Annotated in this window: 33 protein-coding genes; 7 read left to right on the forward strand and 26 right to left on the reverse strand. The window is 37.9% G+C overall.

Annotation, left to right across the window (positions count from 1 at the left end; translation table 11 throughout):
- Position 1: 1 nt before the first annotated feature.
- From rplO to ACMGDK_RS07780, 21 genes are all read right to left on the reverse strand, one after another.
- Positions 2-451 (reverse strand): 50S ribosomal protein L15, encoded by a 450-nt coding sequence (rplO, locus tag ACMGDK_RS07680; RefSeq protein ID WP_111957099.1) that lies wholly within the window; start codon positions 449-451, stop codon positions 2-4.
- Positions 452-472: 21 nt separating this feature from the next.
- The gene (gene rpmD / locus ACMGDK_RS07685) at positions 473-649 is read right to left on the reverse strand and encodes a 50S ribosomal protein L30 (RefSeq protein ID WP_007839493.1); all 177 of its coding nucleotides are present in this window, start codon (positions 647-649) and stop codon (positions 473-475) included.
- Positions 650-659: 10 nt separating this feature from the next.
- Positions 660-1,181: a 30S ribosomal protein S5 gene (gene rpsE, locus ACMGDK_RS07690; RefSeq protein WP_260540626.1), complete on the reverse strand. Its 522-nt coding sequence runs from the start codon at positions 1,179-1,181 to the stop codon at positions 660-662.
- 19 nt (positions 1,182-1,200) lie between these two features.
- Positions 1,201-1,554 (reverse strand): 50S ribosomal protein L18, encoded by a 354-nt coding sequence (gene rplR / locus ACMGDK_RS07695; RefSeq protein WP_034725976.1) that lies wholly within the window; start codon positions 1,552-1,554, stop codon positions 1,201-1,203.
- 15 nt (positions 1,555-1,569) lie between these two features.
- Positions 1,570-2,115, reverse strand: coding sequence for a 50S ribosomal protein L6 (gene rplF, locus ACMGDK_RS07700; protein WP_436807410.1), 546 nt, complete (start codon positions 2,113-2,115; stop codon positions 1,570-1,572).
- Positions 2,116-2,132: 17 nt separating this feature from the next.
- On the reverse strand, positions 2,133-2,531 hold the full coding sequence (gene rpsH, locus ACMGDK_RS07705; RefSeq protein WP_111957093.1) for a 30S ribosomal protein S8: 399 nt from the start codon (positions 2,529-2,531) through the stop codon (positions 2,133-2,135).
- 144 nt (positions 2,532-2,675) lie between these two features.
- Positions 2,676-2,945 (reverse strand): 30S ribosomal protein S14, encoded by a 270-nt coding sequence (gene rpsN, locus ACMGDK_RS07710; RefSeq protein WP_047376574.1) that lies wholly within the window; start codon positions 2,943-2,945, stop codon positions 2,676-2,678.
- Positions 2,946-2,948: 3 nt separating this feature from the next.
- Positions 2,949-3,500 carry a 50S ribosomal protein L5 gene (gene rplE / locus ACMGDK_RS07715; RefSeq protein ID WP_111957091.1) on the reverse strand — a complete coding sequence of 184 codons (552 nt, stop codon included), beginning with the start codon at positions 3,498-3,500 and terminating at the stop codon, positions 2,949-2,951.
- A 13-nt stretch (positions 3,501-3,513) separates the two neighbouring features.
- Positions 3,514-3,840, reverse strand: coding sequence for a 50S ribosomal protein L24 (gene rplX, locus ACMGDK_RS07720; RefSeq protein WP_111957089.1), 327 nt, complete (start codon positions 3,838-3,840; stop codon positions 3,514-3,516).
- Between the two features lie 22 nt (positions 3,841-3,862).
- Entirely contained in the window at positions 3,863-4,231 is a 369-nt protein-coding gene (gene rplN / locus ACMGDK_RS07725; RefSeq protein ID WP_007839504.1) for a 50S ribosomal protein L14, read from the reverse strand.
- A gap of 2 nt (positions 4,232-4,233) precedes the next feature.
- Positions 4,234-4,491, reverse strand: coding sequence for a 30S ribosomal protein S17 (gene rpsQ, locus ACMGDK_RS07730; RefSeq protein WP_053073319.1), 258 nt, complete (start codon positions 4,489-4,491; stop codon positions 4,234-4,236).
- Positions 4,492-4,502: 11 nt separating this feature from the next.
- Positions 4,503-4,691 (reverse strand): 50S ribosomal protein L29, encoded by a 189-nt coding sequence (gene rpmC, locus ACMGDK_RS07735; RefSeq protein WP_034725985.1) that lies wholly within the window; start codon positions 4,689-4,691, stop codon positions 4,503-4,505.
- Positions 4,692-4,702: 11 nt separating this feature from the next.
- Positions 4,703-5,128, reverse strand: a complete 426-nt coding sequence (rplP, locus tag ACMGDK_RS07740) for a 50S ribosomal protein L16 (protein WP_034738777.1) — start codon at positions 5,126-5,128, stop codon at positions 4,703-4,705.
- A gap of 98 nt (positions 5,129-5,226) precedes the next feature.
- Positions 5,227-5,973 carry a 30S ribosomal protein S3 gene (rpsC, locus tag ACMGDK_RS07745; RefSeq protein WP_040993530.1) on the reverse strand — a complete coding sequence of 249 codons (747 nt, stop codon included), beginning with the start codon at positions 5,971-5,973 and terminating at the stop codon, positions 5,227-5,229.
- Between the two features lie 7 nt (positions 5,974-5,980).
- Positions 5,981-6,379 (reverse strand): 50S ribosomal protein L22, encoded by a 399-nt coding sequence (gene rplV / locus ACMGDK_RS07750; RefSeq protein ID WP_111957085.1) that lies wholly within the window; start codon positions 6,377-6,379, stop codon positions 5,981-5,983.
- A gap of 2 nt (positions 6,380-6,381) precedes the next feature.
- The gene (gene rpsS, locus ACMGDK_RS07755) at positions 6,382-6,660 is read right to left on the reverse strand and encodes a 30S ribosomal protein S19 (protein WP_034702850.1); all 279 of its coding nucleotides are present in this window, start codon (positions 6,658-6,660) and stop codon (positions 6,382-6,384) included.
- A gap of 2 nt (positions 6,661-6,662) precedes the next feature.
- Positions 6,663-7,484: a 50S ribosomal protein L2 gene (gene rplB, locus ACMGDK_RS07760; protein ID WP_111957083.1), complete on the reverse strand. Its 822-nt coding sequence runs from the start codon at positions 7,482-7,484 to the stop codon at positions 6,663-6,665.
- Positions 7,485-7,506: 22 nt separating this feature from the next.
- A complete protein-coding gene (gene rplW, locus ACMGDK_RS07765; protein WP_034702844.1) occupies positions 7,507-7,797 on the reverse strand; it encodes a 50S ribosomal protein L23 in 291 nt (96 codons plus the stop codon).
- Between the two features lie 3 nt (positions 7,798-7,800).
- Complete coding sequence (rplD, locus tag ACMGDK_RS07770; RefSeq protein WP_111957081.1) at positions 7,801-8,430, reverse strand: 50S ribosomal protein L4; 630 nt, start codon at positions 8,428-8,430, stop codon at positions 7,801-7,803.
- Positions 8,421-9,047 (reverse strand): 50S ribosomal protein L3, encoded by a 627-nt coding sequence (rplC, locus tag ACMGDK_RS07775; protein ID WP_034678007.1) that lies wholly within the window; start codon positions 9,045-9,047, stop codon positions 8,421-8,423. The genes rplD and rplC overlap by 10 nt, the downstream gene beginning before the upstream one ends.
- A 246-nt stretch (positions 9,048-9,293) precedes the next feature.
- Complete coding sequence (locus ACMGDK_RS07780; protein ID WP_436807411.1) at positions 9,294-10,058, reverse strand: DeoR/GlpR family DNA-binding transcription regulator; 765 nt, start codon at positions 10,056-10,058, stop codon at positions 9,294-9,296.
- Between the two features lie 117 nt (positions 10,059-10,175).
- Between ACMGDK_RS07780 and ACMGDK_RS07785 the strand changes: the two genes are divergently transcribed.
- From ACMGDK_RS07785 to ACMGDK_RS07815, 7 genes are all read left to right on the forward strand, one after another.
- Positions 10,176-11,774 (forward strand): glycerol-3-phosphate dehydrogenase/oxidase, encoded by a 1,599-nt coding sequence (locus ACMGDK_RS07785; protein WP_436807412.1) that lies wholly within the window; start codon positions 10,176-10,178, stop codon positions 11,772-11,774.
- An 11-nt stretch (positions 11,775-11,785) separates the two neighbouring features.
- Positions 11,786-13,282 (forward strand): glycerol kinase GlpK, encoded by a 1,497-nt coding sequence (gene glpK, locus ACMGDK_RS07790; RefSeq protein ID WP_436807413.1) that lies wholly within the window; start codon positions 11,786-11,788, stop codon positions 13,280-13,282.
- A gap of 24 nt (positions 13,283-13,306) precedes the next feature.
- Complete coding sequence (locus ACMGDK_RS07795; RefSeq protein ID WP_436807414.1) at positions 13,307-14,038, forward strand: MIP/aquaporin family protein; 732 nt, start codon at positions 13,307-13,309, stop codon at positions 14,036-14,038.
- A gap of 10 nt (positions 14,039-14,048) precedes the next feature.
- A complete protein-coding gene (locus tag ACMGDK_RS07800; RefSeq protein WP_436807415.1) occupies positions 14,049-14,849 on the forward strand; it encodes a hypothetical protein in 801 nt (266 codons plus the stop codon).
- 339 nt (positions 14,850-15,188) lie between these two features.
- Positions 15,189-15,608: a hypothetical protein gene (locus tag ACMGDK_RS07805; RefSeq protein WP_436807416.1), complete on the forward strand. Its 420-nt coding sequence runs from the start codon at positions 15,189-15,191 to the stop codon at positions 15,606-15,608.
- A complete protein-coding gene (locus tag ACMGDK_RS07810) occupies positions 15,605-16,576 on the forward strand; it encodes a hypothetical protein (RefSeq protein WP_436807417.1) in 972 nt (323 codons plus the stop codon). The genes ACMGDK_RS07805 and ACMGDK_RS07810 overlap by 4 nt, the downstream gene beginning before the upstream one ends.
- 84 nt (positions 16,577-16,660) lie before the next feature.
- A complete protein-coding gene (locus ACMGDK_RS07815) occupies positions 16,661-19,384 on the forward strand; it encodes a hypothetical protein (protein WP_436807418.1) in 2,724 nt (907 codons plus the stop codon).
- Positions 19,385-19,407: 23 nt separating this feature from the next.
- Here the strand turns inward: ACMGDK_RS07815 and ACMGDK_RS07820 are convergent, their stop codons facing one another.
- The 5 genes from ACMGDK_RS07820 to fusA all read right to left on the reverse strand — a co-directional run bounded on the left by ACMGDK_RS07820 (position 19,408) and on the right by fusA (position 25,460).
- Positions 19,408-19,905: a low affinity iron permease family protein gene (locus ACMGDK_RS07820; protein WP_436807419.1), complete on the reverse strand. Its 498-nt coding sequence runs from the start codon at positions 19,903-19,905 to the stop codon at positions 19,408-19,410.
- A gap of 229 nt (positions 19,906-20,134) precedes the next feature.
- The gene (locus ACMGDK_RS07825) at positions 20,135-20,422 is read right to left on the reverse strand and encodes a hypothetical protein (RefSeq protein ID WP_436807420.1); all 288 of its coding nucleotides are present in this window, start codon (positions 20,420-20,422) and stop codon (positions 20,135-20,137) included.
- 18 nt (positions 20,423-20,440) lie between these two features.
- Complete coding sequence (locus ACMGDK_RS07830) at positions 20,441-22,702, reverse strand: TonB-dependent siderophore receptor (RefSeq protein ID WP_436807421.1); 2,262 nt, start codon at positions 22,700-22,702, stop codon at positions 20,441-20,443.
- A gap of 317 nt (positions 22,703-23,019) precedes the next feature.
- Positions 23,020-23,325: a 30S ribosomal protein S10 gene (gene rpsJ, locus ACMGDK_RS07835; protein WP_002661363.1), complete on the reverse strand. Its 306-nt coding sequence runs from the start codon at positions 23,323-23,325 to the stop codon at positions 23,020-23,022.
- Positions 23,326-23,342: 17 nt separating this feature from the next.
- Positions 23,343-25,460, reverse strand: a complete 2,118-nt coding sequence (fusA, locus tag ACMGDK_RS07840) for an elongation factor G (RefSeq protein ID WP_436807422.1) — start codon at positions 25,458-25,460, stop codon at positions 23,343-23,345.
- Between the last annotated feature and the right edge of the window lie 6 nt (positions 25,461-25,466).

Consider the following 25,466-nt stretch of genomic DNA (forward strand, 5'->3'; position numbering starts at 1 on the left):
ATTATAAGGTAATTGCTTTTCCACCTGCTTTAGCAATAAGCTCTTCAGCAGATTTAGTGAACTTGTCAGCAGAGATTGAAACCGCAGATTTCAATTCTCCTCTACCCATAATTTTCACTAATTCGTTTTTAGAAACTAAACCGTTTTCTACTAAAACTTCTTTCGTGATATCTCCAGTGATGGATTTGTTCTCGATTAAAATTTGGATAGTATCAAGGTTTACTCCTCTAAACTCTTTTCTGTTTACGTTTTTGAAACCGAATTTAGGTAATCTCCTTTGTAAAGGCATCTGTCCACCTTCGAAACCGATTTTCTGGGAATAACCGGCTCTCGCTTTCTGACCTTTATGACCTTTCGTAGCAGTACCTCCTTTTCCTGTACCCTGACCTCTACCAATTCTTTTTGAATTGAAAGTAGATCCTGCAGCAGGTTTTATGTTATTTAAATTCATTTTAATTTCTTTTGTTAAAAATTATTTTTGAACTTCAAGTAAATGACTAACTGCAGCTATCATTCCTAAGATAGAAGGAGTAGCTTCGTGTTCTACAACTTGGTGAAGTTTCTTAAATCCTAATGCTTCAAGCGTTCTCTTTTGGGTTTTTGTTCTTCCAATAGCGCTTCTTACTTGCTTTACTTTGATTGTTGCCATTGTTCTAATATTAACCGTTAAACACTTTAGTTAGAGAAACTCCTCTCATTCTAGCGATCTCTTCAGGTCTTCTGATATCCAATAACGCTTTGAAAGTAGCTTTCACCACGTTGTGAGGGTTAGAAGATCCTTTAGATTTTGAAAGGATATCGTGAATACCAGCAGACTCAAGTACTGCTCTTACCGCACCACCGGCGATAAGTCCTGTACCGTGAGAAGCAGGTCTCAAGAAGATATCTGCACCACCGTATCTGGCAGTAGTCTGGTGAGGAATTGTGTGGTTCATTACAGGAACTTTCACAAGGTTTTTCTTAGCATCTTCAACAGCTTTAGCAATTGCAGAAGCTACTTCTTTAGATTTACCAAGACCGTGACCGATTACTCCGTCTTCATTACCTACTACAACGATAGCAGAAAATCCGAAAGCTCTACCTCCTTTGGTTACTTTTGTTACTCTGTTAACAGCTACGAGACGATCTTTTAATTCTAATCCTCCCGGTTTTACTCTTTCTATATTATCTAGTCCTAACATATTTTCCGAAATTTTATGATTAGAATTTAAGTCCTCCTTCTCTCGCTCCATCAGCAAGAGCTTTCACTCTTCCGTGGTAAACGAAACCGTTTCTGTCAAATACAATACTTTCGATTCCTGCAGCAATAGCTTTGGCAGCGATAGCTTTACCAACAGCAGCAGAAACTTCAGTCTTAGTACCATTAGCGTCAACACCTTTCTCTCTTGAAGAAGCGGAAACTAAAGTTGTACCATTTTTATCATCGATTAACTGAGCGTAAATTTCCTTATTACTTTTATATACAGATAATCTTGGCAATTCAGAAGATCCAGAGATTTTTCCTCTTACTCTTCTTTTGATTCTTATTCTTTTTTCTAATTTACTTAATGCCATAATACTTATAATTTATTAAGCAGATTTACCAGCTTTACGTCTAACAATTTCTCCAAGGAATCTTACACCTTTTCCTTTGTAAGGTTCAGGTTTTCTGAAAGAACGGATCTTTGCAGCTACCATTCCTAGAAGTTGGTTGTCATGAGACGTTAAAGTAATAATTGGGTTTTTACCTTTTTCAGTCAATGTATCTACTTTTACTTCACTTGGAAGTTCTAATACGATACCGTGAGAGAATCCTAAAGCTAACTCAAGTTTTTGACCTGTGTGTGAAGCTCTGTATCCTACCCCTACTAGTTCTAGTTTCTTTTCGAAACCTTTTTCAACACCAACAATCATGTTGTTGATCAACGCTCTGTATAGACCGTGAAGTGCTTTGTGTTGTTTAGACTCAGATGGTCTGTTAACGTTAAGTTCACCATCTTTCTGTTCTAAAGTAATTCCTGCTGTAAGCTCCTGAGAAAGTTCTCCTTTAGGACCTTTAACTGTTACAACACCGTTATTTTCAGTGACAGTAACTCCAGCTGGAATTGTTATAATTGCTTTACCAATTCTTGACATTTTCCTCTGATTAAAAATTAATAAACATAGCAGATTACTTCACCGCCTACTTTCTCTTCTCTAGCCTTCTTGTCAGTCATTACTCCTTTAGAAGTAGAGATAACAGCTATACCCAAACCGTTCAGTACTCTTGGAAGTTCAGTAGAACCTTTGTACTGTCTTAAACCTGGTCTAGAAGCTCTTTGAATAGATTTGATAGCCGGTTTGTTAGTTTGCTTGTCATACTTTAAAGCGATTTTGATCACTCCTTGAACAGCGTTATCCTCAAACTTATAGTTTAAGATATACCCTTGGTCAAATAGGATCTTAGTAATCTCCTTTTTGATTTTCGATGCAGGAATTTCCACCACTTTGTGGCCTGCGCTTTGTGCGTTCCTTACTCTTGTTAGGAAATCTGAAATTGGATCTGTTACCATTTTTCTATTTTAAATTATTGGTTAAAGACAATCAGTATTGAAAGGACTTGAAGATTAAAATATCAGACTTCAGAAAATCTTGGGTCTGATATTTTTATTCTTTAGTATCCAGACAACTTAATTGTCCCGATTAATTAGTAATTATTACCAACTGGCTTTTCTTACTCCCGGGATAAGACCGTTGTTTGCCATTTCTCTGAAAGTTACTCTGGAAATACCAAACGTTCTCATGTATCCTCTAGGTCTACCTGTTAGTTTACATCTGTTGTGTAATCTTACAGGAGAAGCATTCTTAGGTAATTTCTGAAGTCCTTCATAATCACCAGCTTCTTTTAAAGCTTTTCTTTTGTCAGCGTATTTAGCAACTAGTGCTTCTCTTTTGCGCTCACGCGCTTTCATTGATTCTTTAGCCATTTCTTAGTTCTTTTTAAATGGTAAACCGAAGTGAGTTAATAAAGCTTTCGCTTCTTTATCTGTTTTCGCAGTTGTTACGAAAGTGATGTCCATCCCTTGGATTTTTTTCACTTTGTCAATTACGATTTCAGGGAAGATAATCTGCTCAGTAATACCTAAGTTGTAGTTACCTCTACCATCGAACCCGTCTGCTTTGATACCAGAGAAATCTCTGATACGTGGTAAAGCAGAAGAAGTAAGTCTGTCTAAGAATTCATACATTTTATGAGCTCTCAATGTTACTTTAGCACCTACAGGCATACCTTTTCTCAATTTGAAAGCCGCTTCGTCTTTCTTAGAGATAGTACCTACTGCTTTCTGGCCAGTAATCATTGTTAATTCTTCTACAGCATAATCAATGATTTTCTTGTCTGCAGTGGCATCACCTAATCCTTGAGATAGGATGATTTTTTCCAATTTAGGTACCTGCATTACAGATTTGTACCCAAATTCTTCCATCATTGCAGGAACAATTTTCTCTCTGTATATATTTTTGGGTCTTGCTATAAATTCCATGTGTTAATTCAAATTATAAAGTTTCACCCGTTTTTCTATCGATTCTTACTTTCTTATCTCCGTCGATTTTATAACCGATTTTGATAGCTTTTCCGTCTTTACCAACTAGAGCTACGTTTGAGATATGGATAGAAGCTTCCTTTTCAGTAATTCCACCTTGAGGGTTAGAAGCTGAAGGCTTAACGTGTTTTTTAACGATGTTAAGTCCTGCAACGATTACTCTTGGGTCTTTTCCTTCTTTTTTGATCACTTCAATAACTTCACCAGTCTTACCTTTGATATCTTTCTTACCAGTAGTAATGATGACGTTATCTCCTCTTTTTATTTTTAACTTTGACATTTTCTTTTAAAAATTTTAAAAATTAAAGTACTTCAGGAGCTAATGAAATGATTTTCATATATTCTTTGTCTCTCAACTCACGAGCAACCGGTCCGAAAACACGTGTTCCTCTCATTTCTCCTGCTGCGTTTAGTAATACACAAGCATTGTCTTCGAATTTGATGTATGAACCATCTTTTCTTCTAACTGCTTTTTTAGTTCTTACTACTACAGCTTTAGATACCTGACCTTTTTTAGCGTTTCCTGATGGTGTAGAATCCTTGATAGTAACAACGATTTTATCACCAACTGAAGCATATCTTCTTCTGGTTCCTCCCAGAACTCTGATAACTAGTACTTCTTTTGCACCTGTGTTATCAGCAACTTTTAATCTTGATTCTGTTTGTAACATTATTACTTAGCTTTTTCAATGATTCTTACTAATCTCCATCTCTTGCTCTTGCTCAAAGGTCTAGTTTCCTGGATAAGAACTGTATCACCTTCTGTGCATTCGTTGTTTTCGTCGTGTGCAGTATATTTTTTCGTTTTCAAAACGAATTTACCGTACATCGGGTGTTTCACTCTCGTAGTCTCACTTACAACAATGGTCTTTTCCATTTTATTGCTGGAAACTATTCCGATTCTTTCTTTTCTTAAGTTTCTTTCCATAATGTATGAAAATCTTATTGTTGTTTAGTGGTTAACTCAGTGTTTAGTCTAGCGATCGATCTTCTCAAATCTCTGATTTGAATCGGGTTTTCAATTGGACTGATCTTGTGAGCCAATTTCAGTTTTGAATATTGAGTTTTCAATTCAGCAAGTTTTGCTTGAATATCACCCGCGCTTAAATTTTTAATATCAGCTTGTTTCATTGTATCAAAGATTATAGAGGTTTAACAAAATCGTTAGCAACTACGAATTTAGTAACTACCGGTAATTTCTGTGCAGCAAGTCTTAAAGCTTCCTTAGCGATTTCGTAAGATACTCCTCCGATTTCGAACATAATTTTACCTGGTTTTACTACAGCTACCCAATATTCCACAGCACCTTTACCTTTACCCATACGTACTTCGGCTGGTTTTTTAGTAATAGGCTTATCCGGGAAGATTTTGATCCATAGCTGACCTTCTCTCTTCATATATCTTGTCGCAGCGATACGAGCAGCTTCGATTTGTCTTGCAGTGATCCAAGCACCTTCTATAGCTTTGATTCCAAAAGTTCCGTAAGCCAGTTGATTACCTCTTTGAGCAATCCCCTTCATCTTCATCTTGTGAACTCTACGGAATTTGGTTCTTTTTGGTTGTAACATAATTTCTAAATTTTAGATTTTAGATTTTAGATTTTAGATTTTTTATATTTTAAAAAAGTAACGGTAATTTAAAATTCAAAATTTCTAACCTAAAATTTTTAATTATTATTGTTATTATTGTTATTTTTTCTAGGTCTTCTGTTGTCTCTGTCTCCTCTGTTTCCGCCTCCTGAAGGACCTCCTTTTTTCTGTTGTCCCACTAATGGAGCAAGTTCTCTTTTACCGTAAACTTCCCCTTTCATGATCCAAACTTTCACTCCTAATCTACCGTAAGTAGTGTGAGCTTCAGCCCAGTGATAATCGATATCAGCTCTGAAAGTAGACAAAGGAATTCTTCCTTCTTTGAAAGATTCGCTTCTTGCCATTTCAGCACCGTTCAATCTACCAGAGATTTGAACTTTGATCCCTTCAGCACCCATTCTCATTGTACTAGCCATTGCCATTTTAACAGCTCTTCTGTAAGAAATTCTGTTTTCAATCTGCTTAGAGATGCTGTCAGCCACTAATACTGCGTCAAGTTCAGGTCTTTTGATTTCGAAAATGTTGATTTGAATATCCTTACCTGTAAGTTTCTTCAATTCTTCTTTTAATTTATCAACTTCCTGACCTCCTTTACCGATGATAAGTCCCGGTCTAGCAGTAGTGATCGTCACTGTTACTAATTTTAGTGTTCTTTCAATATAAATTTTTGAAATACCACCTTTAGATAATCTAGCCTCAAGGTATCTTCTGATTTTGTAGTCTTCCGCGATTCTGTCTCCATAATCGTTTCCGCCAAACCAGTTAGAATCCCATCCTCTGATGATACCTAATCTGTTACCAATTGGATTTGTCTTCTGTCCCATACCTTGATTAATTTTCTTTATTACCTAAGATTAATGTAACGTGGTTAGATCTTTTTCTGATTCTATACCCTCTACCTTGCGGAGCTGGTCTTAGTCTCTTCAATTGTCTTGCACTATCCACGAAGATTTCTTTAATGATAAGGTTTGCTTCTTCAATATCAGCACCTTCATTTTTAGTCTGCCAGTTTGCCATAGCAGAAAGAAGTAATTTCTCTAATTTGTTAGAGGCTTCTTTTTTAGAATATTTTAGGATATAAAGAGCTTTATCTACCTGCTCTCCTCTAATGATATCAGCAACTAATCTCATTTTTCTTGGAGATGATGGGCAGTCATTTAATGAAGCTTTTACAACGTCTTTGTTAGCTTCTTTTCTTGCGATTGAACTATCTTGTTTTCTTGATCCCATGATTATCTGCTTCCTTTATTTTTGTTACCACCATGACCTCTGAAAGATCTTGTTGGAGAAAATTCGCCTAACTTGTGACCTACCATGTTTTCTGTAACATAAACAGGGATAAAAGATTTCCCGTTGTGTACTGCAATAGTTTGTCCTACGAAGTCCGGAGAGATCATCGATGCTCTAGACCAAGTTTTAATAACTGTCTTCTTACCAGACTCTATGTTTGTCTGAACCTTCTTATCTAAAGTATGATGAATGAATGGTCCTTTTTTAAGTGATCTTGCCATAATTATTTTCTTTTAGATATGATATGACGGTTAGACGCTTTGTTTTTCTTTCTGGTTTTATAACCTTTAGCCGGCATACCGTTTCTAGATCTTGGGTGACCTCCAGAAGAACGTCCTTCACCACCTCCCATTGGGTGATCTACAGGGTTCATTACTACCGGTCTAGTTCTAGGTCTTCTACCTAACCATCTGCTTCTACCAGCCTTACCTGAAACAGTTAACTGATGATCAGAGTTAGAAACAGATCCAATCATTGCATAACATTCAGTAAGGATCATTCTAGATTCTCCTGAAGGCAATTTGATGATTGCATATTTTCCGTCTCTTGAAGTTAATTGAGCTGAAGAACCAGCACTTCTTGCTAAAATAGCACCTTGTCCAGGCTTCATTTCAACACAAGAAATTACAGTACCCAATGGAATGTTTTTCAATTTCATTGCGTTACCTACGTTTGGTTCAACGCTTTCTCCTGAAACTACTTTCTGATCTACTTTGATACCGTTTGGAGCGATGATATATCTCTTCTCTCCATCTGCGTACTCTAATAAAGCGATAAATGCAGTTCTGTTTGGATCATATTCTACAGTTTTTACCGTTGCTTCAACATCATGCTTGTTTCTTTTGAAGTCGATAATTCTGTATTTCTTTTTGTGTCCACCTCCGGTGTAACGCATGGTCATTTTACCAGTTTGGTTACGTCCACCTGACTTACTAATACCAACTGTTAGAGATTTCTCTGGTTTGTTGGTAGTAATTTCCTCAAAATTGTTTACAATTCTGAATCTCTGTCCTGGGGTGATAGGTTTTAATTTTCTAACAGACATTACTATTATTTATAATTAATAATTAATTTACAGCAAAAATATCGATAACTTCACCTTCAACAAGCTTGATTACCGCCTTTTTCAATTTGTTTGTCTTTCCTACTTGAAGACCTTTTTTAGTGTATTTTGAAGAAACCTTCGGAGCATAAATCATTGTGTTAACGTCTGCTACTTTTACACCGTACGCTGCTTCAACAGCTTTTTTTATCTGGATCTTATTAGCCTTAGGATCTACTAAGAAAGAATAAGAACCTCTTAAATCTGTAAGGTAATTAGCCTTTTCTGAGATAACTGGTTTAATAATAAGTGACATGATTTATTTCTTTAAATTTTCCTGGAATTTTTCAACTGCACCTTCTAAGAATACGATCTCACCTGCATTCATTAAGTCATATGAACTAATTTCGTTGAAGTTCATTACTTTAGTTTTAGGTAAGTTTCTTGAAGATAAATACACATTCTTGTTAGCTTCAGGAAGAACAAATAGAGACTTCTTATCGTTCAATGCCAATGCATTTAGGATAGTGATGAAATCTTTAGTTTTAGGAGCGTTTAAGCTCATATCTTCCATTACTCTGATGCTGTTGTCTCTCATTTTCTGAGATAAAACAGATTTTTTAGCTAATCTCTTAAGAGCTTTGTTCAATTTGAATCTGTAGTCTCTTGGTTTTGGCCCGAATACTCTACCTCCACCTCTGAAAGTTGGAGATTTGATATCACCATATCTAGCAGAACCAGATCCTTTTTGCTTCTTAAGTTTTTTAGTAGAAGCAGTAATTTCGCTTCTTTCCTTTGATTTATGAGTCCCTTGTCTCTGTGCGGCAAGGTACTGTTTAACTTCTAAGTAAACCGCGTGCTGATTTGGCTCAATTCCGAATACTGATTCGTCTAGAGTTACTTTTCTTCCGGTCTCTTTTCCTGATGTATTTAATACTACTAGTTCCATTTTCTGATAATTACATAAGAATTTTTAGCTCCCGGAACAGCACCTTTTACTACTAAAAGATTTTGTTCTTGATCCACTTTTAATACTTGAAGGTTTTGTACAGTTACCTGCTTACCTCCCATTCTACCCGCCATTCTCATTCCTTTGAATACTCTTGAAGGATCCGATCCAGCACCGATAGAACCTGGAGCTCTAAGTCTGTTGTGCTGACCATGAGTAGCTTGCATTACACCTCCAAAGCCATGTCTTTTAACAACACCCTGGAAACCTTTACCTTTTGAAGTTCCTGTTACGTCAACATACTCTCCTTCAGAGAATAAATCAACTTTTACTTCTTCTCCTACTTTTACTTCGTCTACGAATTCTCTGTAGAATTCTACCAACTTAGCTTTTGGAGCAGAACCAGCCTTTTTGAAATGGCCAGCTAACGCTTTACCTACGTTCTTTTCACTCTTGTCATCGAAACCTAACTGAACTGACTTGTAGCCGTCCTTTTCTATGGTTCTGACCTGTAAAACCGAGCATGGACCAGCTTGAATAACTGTACAAGGAATATTCTTTCCTTCTTCGTTAAACAAAGACGTCATACCGATTTTTTTACCAATAATACCTGACATTGTTTATATTAAATAAAATTTATCTTTCTAATTTCCACATTTTTAGGAGGTCTGAAGTAATTTCTACTTTTGATATAGGCATACTACGCCCCTAAAATGGAGTGTGCAAATTTATGAATATTTTTAGAACTGACAAATATTTTGAGTAAAATATTTTGATTTTTAATCAATTAGGTAATTTTGAAAAAATCCGGACGAAATTTTCACCGAAATCATTTTGGTTTAAAAAAATATATTGAAAGAAGTTTATTTTACAATAACAGAAACCCCTATTTCTTCTAATGCCACTTTATCTTCGGCACAAATACCATTATCTGTGATCAGATAATCAACTTTATCCAGAGGAGCTATCTTACCAAACCCTTTTTTATTCAGCTTCGAAGAATCGCCAAGAATGACCACTTTTTCGGAACATTCTATCATAAGCTGATTCAGATGGGCCTCTGCGGCATTCGAAGTGCTGATTCCAAAATCGATGTCAATTCCGTCCACACCCAGAAAAAGTTTGTTACAGGAAAACTGTTTGAGAATTCCTTCAGAAATAGAACCTACAATGGAAGTCGAGCTTTTTCGGACTTCACCACCCAATTGTATAATATTAATATTAGGATTATTACAGAGCTCAATAGCCACTCTTAAAGAAGATGTCAGAACCGTAAGAGGTCCAAAGTTCACCAGCATTCTTGCTAAATAATGCATGGTAGTTCCTGAAGCCAGAATAATACAGTCATTCTCCTGAATAAGCTGTAAAGCCGCTTTCGCAATATTCTGCTTGGCTTCTACATTGATGTTTTCCTTTTCGTCCACATTCCTTTCATAGGCATACCGTACATGCTTGCTTGCTCCTCCGTGATTCCTGAAAAGCAATCCTAAGCTTTCGAGATAATTCAGATCCTTTCGGACCGTAACTGAAGAAACATCGAACTTCTCGCACAGATCCTGTACAAGAACATGTCCTTTTTCATCCAGTTCCTTTAATATATCATCGTGCCTTGGTATTAACTTTTCCATTCTGATTCTTTCATCAAAAATACCATTTTTTTTCGAGACCGATAAAATTTCATTTATTTTCTTTTTAGTTTCATTTTTAATTTATAAATTTGAAAACGAAACATAAACGAAACATTTATGAAACGAAACGAAGAAATTAACAAATTATCCAGTGTTCAGGAATGGGACTTCATCATCATTGGAGGTGGAGCCAGCGGCCTGGGTTCAGCATTGGATGCAACCAGCAGAGGATTCAAAACCCTACTTATTGAATCCCATGATTTTGCAAAAGCAACATCAAGCCGAAGCACCAAACTGGTACATGGCGGCGTAAGATATCTTGCACAGGGAGATGTAGGACTTGTGAAAGAAGCCCTGAAAGAAAGAGGCCTTTTAGCCCAAAACGCAGCACACGTAGTCAAAAACCAGTCTTTTATTATTCCTAATTATACTTGGTGGGGAGGTATTTATTATAAAATAGGATTGTCTATCTATGATTTCCTTGCCGGAAAACTTAGTCTTGGAAAAACAAAATACATCAGTAAATCCAAAACGGTTGAAAAACTCCCAACCATTGAACAGCATAACCTTGCAAGTGGCGTGGTATATCAGGACGGGCAGTTCGATGATGCAAGATTAGCGATCAATTTAACCCAGACTCTTATCGAAAAAGGAGGAAGCGCTGTAAATTATATGAAAGTAACCGGACTTCTGAAAAATGATTCCGGAAAAATAAACGGAGTTAAAGCAGAAGATCAGTTTACCGGCCAGCAGTATGAGCTTCGTGCGAAAGCAGTCATTAATGCAACAGGCGTATTCACAAATGACATTCTAAATATGAACAACCCTAAGCACGGTAAATTTGTAGTTCCAAGCCAGGGTATTCATTTGGTATTGGATAAATCTTTCCTGAAAAGTGACGATGCGATTATGATTCCCAAAACATCAGACGGCAGGGTTCTTTTTGTTGTTCCATGGCATGACAGAGCATTGGTAGGAACAACGGATACACTTCTGGAAAGTCCGAGCTTTGAGCCGCACGCTTTAGAATCTGAGATTAATTTTGTTTTAAATACAGCAAGACAATATTTAGCCAAGAAACCAACCAGAGAAGATGTAAAATCTATGTTCGCCGGATTAAGACCTCTTGCCGCTCCAAAAGAAGGAGGCAAAAGCACCAAAGAAGTTTCCCGCAGCCACAAAGTTATCGCTTCCGATACAGGATTAGTCTCTATCATCGGTGGAAAATGGACCACTTACCGTAAAATGGCGGAAGATACTATTGATAAAGCTGTAGAGATCCTTCATTTAAACGGAGGACCTTCTCAAACAGAAAATATGTCTATTCACGGTAATATGAAAGCAGAACTTGTAGACCGTACCAGCCATCTTTATGTTTACGGATCAGACATTCCAGCCATAAAATCATTACAGAGCAGTAATCCTCAATATTCCCAAAAGATCCACCCTGACCATGCTTTTACTATTGCAGAAGCAGTCTGGGCCATAAGAAACGAAATGGCCGAAACCATTGAAGATATTCTCGCCAGAAGAGTCCGTCTCTTATTTTTAGATGCAAGAGCTGCGATTGACAGTGCACATACTATTGCACAGCTTATTGCCAAAGAAAAAGGACATTCCCAGGAATGGGCCGATGAACAGGAAAAAGAATTTATTGAATTAGCAAAAGGATATTTATTAACCCCTTATTCTCCCAAAACTATTACTCATAATTAAAACTTTGCAGTATGAAGGAAAAATTGATTCTCGCTTTAGACCAGGGTACAACTTCTTCTAGAGCCATTTTATTCAATCACAACGGAGCTATAGAATACATCTCCCAGAAAAATTTTGAACAGATCTACCCTACTCCGGGATGGGTAGAACATGACCCCAACGAAATATGGTCGTCCCAGATATCCGTTGCCGCAGAAATTATCGCCAAAGCAGGCATTTCCGGACTGGAAGTAGCCGCCATCGGGATCACCAACCAACGTGAAACGACTGTTGTATGGGACAAAGAAACCGGTGAGCCTATTTACAATGCTATTGTCTGGCAAGACAGAAGAACCTCTAAATACTGTGACGAATTAAAAGAGCAGGGACATGCTGAAATCATCAAAGAAAAAACGGGGCTTGTTCTTGATGCCTATTTTTCAGCAACCAAACTAAAATGGATCCTCGATAACGTGGAAGGCGCGAGGGAAAAAGCTGCAGAAGGAAAATTATGTTTCGGAACAGTTGACACCTGGCTGGTTTGGAAACTTACCCGCGGAAAAATGTTCATTACCGATGTTTCCAATGCGAGCAGAACCATGCTTCTGAATATTCATACTTTAGAATGGGATCAGGATCTTCTGGATCTATTTGACATTCCAAGGTCTGTTCTTCCCGAAGTAAAACAGAGCAGCGAAATCTACGGAGAAACTGCAACCACTTTATTTTCCACAAAAATTCCAATTGCAGGAATTGCAGGGGACCAGCAAGCTGCATTATTCGGACAGCTGTGCATCACTCCCGGAATGGTAAAGAACACCTACGGAACAGGATGCTTTCTATTAATGAATACAGGAACAGAAGCTGTTTCTTCTAAAAACAACCTGTTAACAACAGTGGCATGGAAAATCAATGGAGAAGTAAATTATGCACTGGAAGGAAGTGTATTCGTAGGCGGTGCAGCTATACAGTGGCTGAGAGATGGCCTGAAGCTCATCCATTCATCAGAAGAGGTGAATGAACTGGCAGCCAGTGTTGAAGACAACGGAGGCGTTTACTTTGTTCCAGCTCTTACCGGATTGGGAGCACCGTATTGGGACCAGTATGCAAGAGGAACTATTGTAGGCGTAACCCGCGGAACCACCAACGGGCATATCGCAAGAGCAACTTTGGAAGGAATTGCATTTCAGGTATACGATATCGTAAAATCTATGGAAGCAGATTCAGGAAGGCCAAGTCTTGAGCTTAGAGTAGACGGAGGAGCATCTGCAAGCGATCTGCTGATGCAGATCCAGTCTGACCTTTTCGGTTTTAAGATCACAAGACCAAAAACGCTTGAGACAACAGCTTTAGGAGCAGCTTACCTTGCAGGTTTAGCAGTAGGATACTGGAAAGACATCAATGAGATTCAGTCCCAGTGGATTGTAGACGAGGATTTCCATCCGAAAGTGGATAAAGAAAAAGCAGACAACATGATTCATTTCTGGAACAAAGCTGTAAAACGTTCCCAAAGCTGGATCGAAGATTAAATCCTTAACATTAAAAAACTACTCATGACCCCATTTACCGCAGAACTTGTAGGAACAATGCTTCTTATATTATTAGGCAACGGTGTTGTAGCCAATGTTGTCTTAAAGAATACTAAAGGAAATAATTCAGGATGGATCGTCATTACGACAGCCTGGGCACTGGCAGTTTTTGTAGGTGTCACCGTTGCAGGCCCTGCAAGTGGTGCTCATCTGAACCCGGCCGTAACAATAGGGCTAGCTGCAGCAGGAAAATTCTCCTGGGATCTGGTTCCTTCTTATATAGCTGCACAGATGCTCGGTGGAATGCTTGGCGCTTTCCTTGTCTGGCTTTTTAACAAAGACCATTTTGCCATTACAGAAGACGAAGGTACAAAACTTGCCTGTTTCAGTACCGGGCCGGCCATCAGGAATACGTTTTCCAATTTAATCAGCGAGATCATTGGTACGTTTGTATTGGTATTTGTCATCTTTCATTTTTCGGACCCAAGCATTTCTCTAAATGCAGATCCGACCGCTAAAGTAGGACTCGGTTCTGTAGGAGCCCTTCCAGTTACCTTACTGGTTTGGGCCATTGGCTTATCACTGGGTGGAACAACCGGTTATGCCATCAATCCTGCAAGAGATTTGGCTCCAAGGATTATGCATGCAGTACTTCCAGTAAAAGGCAGCAGTGACTGGGGATACGCATGGATCCCAGTTGCCGGACCCATCCTGGGCGCTGTTATCGCTGCCTTTCTTTTTGGAATAATACATTAAAAAATACCCGATGAAAATTTTAAAAATTGCATGCCTGATTATTTTGGGCACAGGAAAACTATTCTCTCAGGAGAGCGAGGAACCTAAGGAGAGCAACAGGCTGGACTTTACCGCCAATATTCAGAATAATCACTTATGGAGAGGCCTGATCATTACAGATAAACCTGTAGTGATGGGAAATCTTTCCTACGCTCTGGATTCTGAAAAGAAATGGAAGATTGGTATTTGGGGCGCCTCGGCATTAGCTGACGATAAAGACGGCACCCATTATAAGGAGATCAACTACTACATCCAATACTCCCATAACCGTTTTTATATTGGATTGTGGGATTTGTATAATTCCAGAAACATTAATACCGCTATAGCCGCAGACGACATTTTCAGTTATTCACAGAGAAGAACCGCGCACATCATTGACCTTAGAACCAATTATACTTTCGGGCCATCATTCCCATTGAATATTGAAGCTGATATCATGCTTTATGGAGGAGCCAATGCGGGTGAAGTTGTTCTGGAACCTGATGGAAGCTATAAAAAAAATAGATATTCTACCTACATTCAGGCGAGCTATCCGGTTATCTCAGGGGAGAAAGTGAATCTGGATGCTTTTATTGGTGCCGGGTTTGCCCTCAACGATAAACATTTCCTTTATGGCAATGGTGAAAACAGCTTTGATATCGTTAATGTAGGAGTAAAAGCTGGTAAGACTATTAAAATTACGGAGCATTACAGGCTGCCGGTTTCTATGATGGCGATGTGGAATCCTTCCAATAAATACGCAAGAATTCAGCTGGCAGCGACTGTTTTCTAATCTAACTTTAAATCATGATAAAGACCATTCCTATTTGGAGTGGTTTTTCTGTTTTTAACTGATTAAATATTTAACCGCAAAAGTCACAAAAGTTCTTTAAACACTTAGATTATTTTAAACAACAAGCTTTGTATAAGTACACTTAAGCTTTACGAAATCTCAGATTTTCTTTATGTGAACCTTATTACTTTTCATATAATCTTTTATTATTTAGGAGCATCAAGAATCTTTTGCAGCTTTTGTGGTTAAAAAAATTCTATAAATGCCCTAAATAAGCAAATATCCGGGTTTATACGGTTTAATTTTTGCTTAAATATTTTTACTTTTGAAAAAAAATATATGAAAAAGATTTTCAGCTTAGTGATCTTATGCATCAGCATTTTATCCTTTGCGCAGACAAAAGCACCATTTGTAGGCTACAGAAGCTTTAATATCATTGAAGGATTCAGCGGATCGGGAACCCCATCTTATTATTTGGATGTAAAGAAAAACGGTGATGTTTATTTCGGATTTGTTCAGGTAAATCAGGCGGACAGCACTGAAACCATCGAGGAAATCAATGCCGGAAAATACAATCCAAAAGTAATGAAGGTAGATTTCAAAACATACGGTGAAAATTTTTATGTGAAATTCGATAAGGATAACATCTACCTGACGGATAAAGAAGGAAACATTAAGAAATCTGAAGACTGCTGCTCCAGCATGGAAAGCGGAACACAGGATATCTGTTCCTGCGAGAGCAAACTGTATAAACGATGAAAGCATTAAAGCTCCTGCTTGCCCTTCTTCTCATAGTATCATGCAGCGGGAAAAAGAATCATCCTTATACTTTTTATTACTGGAAGACCCATCTTAAGCTTGATCAGGAAGAGAAAAAAGCTTTGGACAAGGCTTCAGTTCCCTATCTGTATACCCGATTTTTTGATATAGATAAGTCCGGCGGACAATTTCAGCCTGTTGCTGTAATCACCAAAGACAGGAGTTTTCAGACAGATAAGCAAATTGTGCCTACTGTTTTTATCACGAATCAGTCTATGTATCATATTTCGGCGGAAGAGATTCGGTTTCTTGCAAAAAACATTCATGATCTGGTTCAGAAAAAAGCCAAAGAATATGATTTAAAGATTAATAATGAAATTCAGATCGACTGTGACTGGACAGCCGGAACCAGGAATGATTATTTTAAATTTTTAAAGGAGCTGAAAAGAGTTTCCGGAAAAGAAATTACCTGCACACTACGTCTTCACCAGGTAAAAGATAAAAGTGAGACCGGAATTCCGCCGGTAGAGAAAGTATATCTGATGTGCTACTCTACTTCGTCACCGCTTGAAAACTCCAGTAAGAATTCTATTCTGGATGTGACGGTTTTAAAAAGTTATCTTTCCAAACTGGAAGATTATCCTGTTAAAAAAATTGAAGTTGCACTGCCGATTTACTCCTGGGGAATTGTTACCAACCATCTTGAAAAACATAAATTAATTAATGCTTTATCCAGAAAAGACCTTGAAAATCCCGGATTTAAAAAAATCTCGGATAATGAAGCTGAAATCATAAGAGATGGTTTCTATTTCGGAAGCTTTCTGAGTAAAGGATTCAGGATAAAGGTTGAAGAAATATCAGATGACCAGCTTCAGGATGTCACCCGTTTTCTGGAGAAAAAAATACATGACTTTAATGTAATTTATTATCAATTAGATAGTAAATTTGTAAGTAACAGGAATTTTTAAATTTCATGCCCTGCCTAATTGAGCTGATCATGAAGCCTCAAACCTGTTGAAACTAAATTACAAAAATAAAAACACCCATCAACTATGAAAAAGTATATTCTTTCGCTGGCGGTTCTATCGCTGTTTTACACCAAATCTGACGCCTGCGCGTGGTCAGACCCAGATTATGAATATTTCAATCTTTTTACACAAAGCATTATAAAGGATAAATCTTATCTGCCCTTCCTGCTCACGTATTCTAACAGGTTTTACGGAGACTACAAAGGCAACCCGATTCCTGACGACAATATTGAAACTTGGAAAAAGTTTTTTAACAACCAACTGAACTACGCAGAAACGGAAAACCTGGTATACAAGATCAGCATGAACGATCTTAATGCTTTGAAAAACGGAGCACCAACAAATCCTTTGCTACAGAAACTGGGAACCGGATTCTACCAAAAGTACAGAGAAGGCATCGATTATTTAATTGAAGCCAAGTATCTGGAACCTTATATGAGTATTAATTATGTTGAAAGTCCGGACTCATTTTACAGCTATGGTCCTTCAAAAAAACAAAATGCCACTTCTATTGATTATGCCAAAACAATCAATGCACTGACTTCTCTGTATAATGCAGCAAGAAATCCGGAGATCAAGCAGCGTTACGGATACCAGCTGGTACGTTTTAATCATTACACCAGAAACTATGATGCTGCACTGGAAGCTTTTAAAACTTATATAGAACCGATCAAACAGAAAGGTACAGTATATTTCATGGCACTGGACCAGCTTGCAGGAGCTCAAAGGGGAAAGAAAATGAACAGTGATGCGAACTGGAACTTTTTCCAGGTTTTTATGAACAGCAAAGACCGTAAGGAATCTGCTTTTGTCTCTATGAAACTTTCGGATACGGCTTCTTTCAGCAATATTATGAAGAGAGCGGGTACCAATGATGAAAAGAATATGGCTTATTTCTTATTGGGCTATGAAGGCTTTACGAATCCTATTCCCATCATGGAAAAGATGTACGATATCAATCCGGATTCTGAGATCCTGAAAGTGATGGCGGTAAGAAGTATCAACGAGCTGGAAAGAAGTTACCTGCCAATCTATTATTATACTTCGGATGCTTCAGACAATGTGCACATGCAGAAAGGAAATGCTGATGATCATGACACAACTTCCAAGGATGCAAAGGCTGAACCTGCTGAAGTAAAAAAAGAAGAAAAGCTTTCATTCTGGCAGAAGATTGTAAGATTCTTCAAAAACCTTTTCGGAGGATCAAAGTCTGACAGCGTGGCCGGAGAAAAAAATGATCAGAGTGATGATGAACTGCTGAACAATCCGGACAGAATTCCTTTCTATACAAAAACAGGTTACGGATACGACGAAAAGACGAAAGATTATCTGGACGACCTGGAAAAATTCACAGAGAAAACTAAAAAGGTATCTAAGGATGAATACTGGCAGATTGCAGATGCTTATCTTAAGTTTTTGAAAAAAGATTATAAAGGAAGCTCGGAGATTCTGGAGGATATCAAAACAACAAACCCGGAATATCTTGAAGAAATAAAAAGAATGAAGGTTCTGAATGATATCGTTTCGCACCCTAAGATCGATGCGGAATTCGAAGATCATCTGATGAAAGACTATGCTGATTATTTCGTGAAAAAAGAAGTGAAAAAAGACAGTACCGTATCTGATTATGATTATTATGGGGAAACTCCGTCTACAGCGGATTTCCTTAAAGATGTTCTTGCCAACCGTTATTTTCTGCAGGGTGAGGACGGAAAATCGTTCCTGATGAGCAATAAGCTTTCGGATCTTCAGTATAACCCGAATTCCAGTCTGGTAAAAAGTGTTGAGGACTTTTATAAAAAACCAAATAAGACACAGTTTGAACAGCAGATTATTGCCAAGAATATGGATAATGTAGGCAATATAGATGCTTTCTTCAGCATGATCTACGGCGACAGAGCCATGAAGCAGGCAGATTTTGAAAAGGCTAAGTCTTATTATGAAAAAGCCCAGGGATTTGCTGGAATTCCAAGAATGAATTATGACTGGACGGATAAAGGTGAAAAAATTACTCCGAAGCAGTATGCAGCCGGAGAATATAATGGATTCAGGGATATTTCGAACCTTGTTTTCGGGCACAATGTATGGGAAAGTTTTGGAAGTCCTGAAACTGAAAGTATGGAAGCCGAAGATTATTCTGCATTCCCTTTCATTAAAGCCAGCATGAACAAACTGGAACTGGCGGATGCGCTGATCCAGCTTAAAAAAATCGGAAACGGAACAGATGAAAAGGCAGCCAAAGCCAGCCAGCTTATCGGAAACCTACTGTACAATACTTCCAGCTTGGGATATTACCGTCAGCTTTTTGTGATGGACATTGACAACACCAACGGCGGAAAGTATGATTTCTGGAATACGGACAGAAAGAATCCATATAAATATTATTATAAGAACTTCCTTTATACCACTTATGTGGAGCCGGATAATTTTGACCTCGCGATCAATTATTATCAAAAGACCCTGAAATTATCGAAGGATAAGGAACAGAGAGCAAGAGTCCTTTTCCAGATGGCCAGCGCGGAGCAAGGAAAGTATTACCAATATGAGGCAAAAAATGCAGCTAACATCAGCTATTCGGATCCTCAATATTCTCAAAAGGAACAGGCACACCAGGCTGAGCTGGATAATATCAAGAACCAGAAATACAGAACGTATTTTGCACAACTGAAATCCCAGTATGCAGATTCTGAAACCATGAAAGGACTTGCAGGAAGCTGCAGCTATTTTGGGTATTTCCTGAAAAGATAATTTTTAACAAGAAAAAGGAATCATTACGATTCCTTTTTTTCTTGCTGTTTCTGAAGCCATTCTTCATGTTTATGTTTAAAGAACTCATATTTGTAATCCTGGTTTCTGTGAGCCACATCTATGGAATGAGAAGTGTGGATATCGGCATCTTCTTTCGCAAACTTAGCCAGCTCTTCATAATAGCAGTGAATCTGGTCTAGCTCCTTTTCTGTAAGATCTTCAATATCTACAATTCTGTTGCTTGCTTTTTCATGAGCGGCAATAAGTTCGTTCAGCTTGATCTGTATCGCTTTGGAATCTTTATTCTGGGCTTTCTGAATTAAAAAGACCATTAAAAAAGTAATAATGGTAGTTCCGGTATTAATAACCAACTGCCAGGTTTCAGAATAATCAAAAACAGGTCCTGAAGCCGCCCATACCACAACGATAAGTACTGCTCCGATAAATGCATATGAACTTCCTGTGAATTTGGTTGCCCAGTCTGAAAACTTCTCAAAAAGATTATTGTTCTTATGGCTCATATATCAATTCTTTTAAAGAATAAATTTATAGAATTAACTTAAACATAAAGAAAAAAAATTACAAAATGGATAAAAAAAGGAAAAATATTTCACAAAAATTGTTTCATATTTATTTTTTAAACCTCATGGGTATTGAAACAAGATCTCATTGATATTAAAAGCAAAAACATTAAGACAGAAAGACTGCCTTAATGTTTTCTAATTAAAATTTGATATGAATGAATGTTTATTATTTTCTTCCGAAGATTATTTCTTCAGATTGATCAATTGTTTTTTTATTGATCGAAGGTAAATCTTTTCCGAAGTGGATTTTCTTTATACCGGGCATCCCATTATTCCATCGGTTCTGCGGCCAGGTATTCCAATGGTTCCAATAGTATGGGTTGTTGATTGTATTATACTTCATTGCTTCATTGGCAGCTTTCAATTCTTCTTCTGAAAGTTCTGTATCGGAAGAGCAGGATACTGTAGCTATTCCAAAAACCATAGCATAGAATATTATTTTGAAGTTTTTCATTATCATAATTTTTACTGATTAGAATTTATAATTTACCTGTACTGCAAAATTTCTTGGCTGGATCTGATCGATGTAACCACCTCTGAAGTAGGAACTATATCCCACAGAATCAAAGATATTATTGAAGAATACCCTTAGTCCCAATCCGTTTTTAAGAGTATATCCTGCCTGGGCGTCTACTGTAGTATATTCCGGCATATCAAAAGGCTTATCTCCAGCTCTTACGCTGTTAAGATGGCCTGCTGTAAATGTCTTCTGAGTCCATTCATCAACCGGTCTTTTTCCAACATAATAGATTCCGGCTCCTACATCAAGACCAGTGAGCGCTCCTGTAATAAATTTGTAATTTAACCATCCGTTTGCCGTATGCTTCGGAGAATTCATTGGCGCAGAACCATTGATATAAGCTGGGCTGTCCTGATACTGAGCGTCCAAGTAAGCCCATCCTGACATAATCTGAAGGTTTGGCAGGATTCTTCCGATAAGCTCTACTTCCATTCCTTTTCTTCTCAGGTTACCGGCAAGTCCGTAAAGGATATTATTTTTATTATCTTTAATTGGCTGGTAATTTTTATCCAGGATCTGGAATGACAGATTATCTGTGTTAATATCAAAGAAAGTAACATTAAATCTCAACCTCTCATTAAACCAGTCAGATTTAATACCTGCTTCCCATTGCTTTGTGTGTGATGCTCCTACCAATCCACCTGTCTGAAGGATATTATTAGAAGCCCTTAAAGAGGTAGTTGTTGTGTAGGATCCAAAAACATTGATATTCTGAATTGGTGAAACGATCAATCCAAAAGATGGATTCCATGTATCTACGGTTTCATTGGAGGATCCATTCAGTCTGCTGTACCTGATTCCCAAGTGAGCTTTCACATATTTCCCGATTGACATTACATCCTGAGCCATAGCTCCAATGCTTGGCGTCAGAACAGGGTTTGAACGCCCAAGGTTTTTATAAATTACATTGACAGGAACCTGGTTCGGGATGGTCCCGTTGACAACATCGAAAATATCAAGAGGATTGGCATCATACGTTATCGCTCCAATTTTTGTGGGCCGGGCAGTAATTAAGTTTTCAGGAGCAATGGAATTTTTATATGCTTCATAGGTAACAGTAGACGTTTCCGTTTCCCGCCAGTCAAATCCAACCTGAAATGTATGGTTGATGAATCCTGTTTTTATCTGCTCACCAATAAAGTCTAGCTGCAGAACTTTATTGATATCTTCTCCCTGAGATTTCCCGATGGTGTGCTGCCTGATATTATAGTTCGTTTCGTTAGTCGGTAATGATATTGAAGAGGCTTCACTGTCTGAACTGCTGGTGGAATTAATAAATGCAACTCTTACCTTTAATTTATCATTAAGCTTACGAACGACTGTTGTCGCAAAATTAAAGGTCTCTGTTTTTGAATAATCAGAAGTATATCCTAAAAACTTCCCTTTCGGCATATGGTACAATGCTTCCACATCGCCAGGTGCTGTATTAATAGTACCTCTGTCAGGAGTACGGTTATCATGAAGATAATCCATCTCTACATTAATTTCCGTTTTATCATCCGGTCGGTAAGATACGGATGGATTGATGTAAATTCTTTCCCCTTCTACATGGCTTCTGAAAGAATTATTATTCTGATAGGCCCCATTGAACCTTACAGCCACTTTACCCTGAGCATCCAAAACCCTCTGGAAATCTACTGTAGGTCTGTAAAAATCCCAGCTTCCGTAGCGGAATCCTACCTCGGTCTGATCTATGAACTGTGGTCTTTTGGTTACGACGTTAATTACACCTCCTGCTGATCCCAAGCCGTTTCCTATTCCCTGGCTCACGGCTGCAGATCCTTTAATAACCTGAATGCTCTCAACGCCCTGCATATCTGTGATCATTCCTGCCGTTCGGAAATCCGAATCCATCTGAACTCCGTTTTTCAATACAGGCACTCCACGATATCCTCTGATAGACATACTTTCACTTCCTCCGCCATAGCTTGAGAATAGGGTGACACCTGGTACATTTTTAGCCACATCAGTTACTGTAAGGGCTCCCAGCTCTTCAATCGCTTTATGGGAGATCACTGAAATGCTCTGGATCTGGTCTCTGGTTTTCAAGGGAAGCCTTGTAATAGCTTCTAAACCTACCGGCTGTTTCTTTTTTTCACCAAATAATTCTACTTCATCAATTTCTTTTGATTTTTTAATAGAATCATTCACTTGCTGTGCGTTTACAAAAACCCCACCCAATACAAGCAGAGAAAAGGATACTACTTTATTCATCTGATAATTTTTTGCGAAATTATTATTTTTATTAATTCTAAATAAATAAATCACACTGACATATCTCACCTGGAAATGACTAAGCATTATCAGATTATAAATTAGTCCGGAGTTGTTATGGGGATATTTTAACGATCCCGGAGCATCATTAAAAGTACCGGTGAAAAGTAGACTTATCTATACAAAGATTAAAATGATAAAAAAAAGAATTTTAATTGTTTTAAAAATAGTATACAGTTTTATATGCAGCTATTTCAAATAAAAAATCCGTTCCTTTTTAGGAACGGATTCTATAATCATTGCAAAATATGCAATTATCACACTTTAATTTCAACGTCTACACCGCTTGGTAACTCTAATTTCATTAGAGCATCAACAGTTTTAGAAGAAGAAGAGTAGATATCCATCAGTCTCTTGTGAGCTGATAATTGGAACTGCTCTCTAGCTTTCTTGTTTACGTGTGGAGATCTCAACACCGTGAAGATTCTCTTATTTGTTGGCAATGGAATTGGTCCGTTTACAACAGCACCAGTAGCCTTTACCGTTTTTACGATTTTCTCAGCAGACTTGTCTACCAAGTTGTAATCGTAAGATTTTAGTTTTATTCTGATTCTTTGTGACATTTCTTTAGTTTAAAAAATTAACCTTTTGCTTTAGCAATGATTTCTTCAGCAACGTTTTGTGGAGTAGCCTGGTATTTCTCTAATTCCATAGAAGAAGTAGCTCTTCCTGATGAAAGTGTTCTTAGAGTGGTTACATATCCAAACATTTCAGAAAGTGGAACAGAACCTTTGATTACAACAGCTCCGTTTTTCTCTTCCTGACCACTGATGGTACCTCTTCTCTTGTTAAGGTCACCAATGATATTACCCATATATTCTTCCGGAGTTACAACTTCCAGTTTCATAATAGGCTCCATGATTACTGGCTTAGCAGCACGTCCCGCTTCTTTAAATCCTAATTTAGCAGCCATTTCAAAAGAAAGTGCATCAGAATCCACTGCGTGGAAAGATCCGTCTTTAAGAACTACTTTAATACCTTCAACTTCGAAACCAGCCAAAGGACCGTTTTTCATTGCAGCTTTAAAGCCTTTTTCAATAGCAGGAACAAATTCTCTAGGAACGTTACCACCTTTGATCTCGTTAATAAATTCTAAACCTATTTTACCTTCGTCAGCTGGTCCTAATTCAAATACGATATCCGCAAATTTACCTTTACCACCAGATTGTTTTTTGTAAACTTCTCTGTGCTGAGCAACTTTTGTAAGATTTTCTTTGTATTCTACCTGCGGCTGACCTTGGTTTACTTCTACTTTGAACTCTCTTCTCATACGATCTACAATGATATCCAGGTGAAGCTCACCCATACCAGAGATAATCGTTTGTCCTGAAGCCTCGTCTGTTCTAACCGTAAATGTTGGATCTTCTTCAGCTAATTTAGCTAGAGCGTTACCCATTTTATCCTGGTCAGCTTTAGTTTTAGGCTCAACAGCGATACCAATTACCGGATCAGGGAAAACCATCGATTCTAGAACGATTGGGTTTTTCTCGTCACACATTGTATCACCTGTTTTGATAGATTTGAAACCTACCGCTGCACCAATATCTCCTGCTTCAATATATTCTACAGGATTTTGCTTGTTAGCGTGCATCTGATAGATTCTTGAGATTCTTTCTTTATCACCTGAACGGGTGTTCAAGATATAAGAACCTGCATCTAGTCTTCCAGAGTATGCTCTGAAGAATGCCAATCTTCCCACGAATGGGTCAGTAGCAATCTTAAATGCTAAAGCCGAGAAAGGCTCGTTTACGTCTGGTTTTCTTACGATTTCAGCATCAGTTCTAGGGTCAGTACCTTTGATATCATCTTTATCCAATGGTGAAGGCAAGTATTTACATACTGCATCCAACATAAACTGTACTCCTTTATTTTTGAATGAAGAACCACAAGTCATTGGGATAATAGATAAATCAATAGTAGCTTTTCTTAGAGCTTCGTTGATTTCGTCTTCAGAGATTGAATCCGGATCTTCGAAGAATTTCTCCATCAAAGTCTCATCGTAGTCAGCAACAGCTTCTACTAATTTCTCTCTGTATTCAAGAACTTCATCTTTCATGTCTTCCGGAATTGGAACTACCTCGAAAGTAGCACCTTGTCCAGCTTCATCCCAGATGATGGCTCTGTTTTTAATTAAGTCTACAACACCTTTGAAATCTTCTTCAGCACCGATTGGTAAAACGATTGGAACTGCATTAGATCCTAACATTTCTTTTACTTGTTTTACAACGTTCAAGAAGTCAGCACCCTGTCTGTCCATTTTGTTTACGAATCCCATTCTCGCTACTTTGTAGTTGTCAGCAAGTCTCCAGTTTGTTTCAGACTGAGGCTCTACTCCATCTACTGCAGAGAATAAGAATACCAATCCATCCAATACTCTCAAAGATCTGTTTACTTCTACAGTGAAGTCAACGTGTCCCGGTGTATCGATGATGTTGAAGTGGTAAGGTTTAGTTTCAGCTACAGGCTTTCCTTGATCAGTTGGAAAGTTCCAAGAACAAGTAGTTGCAGCAGAAGTAATAGTAATACCTCTTTCTGCTTCCTGCTCCATCCAGTCCATTGTAGAAGCACCATCGTGAACTTCACCAATTTTGTGGTTTACTCCTGTATAGAATAAAATCCTTTCTGTAGTGGTAGTTTTACCAGCATCAATGTGAGCGGCAATACCAATATTTCTTGTAAATTTAAGATCTCTACTCATTTCTAA

The sequence above is a fragment of the Chryseobacterium hilariae genome (assembly GCF_051400735.1).
GTDB lineage: Bacteria > Bacteroidota > Bacteroidia > Flavobacteriales > Weeksellaceae > Chryseobacterium.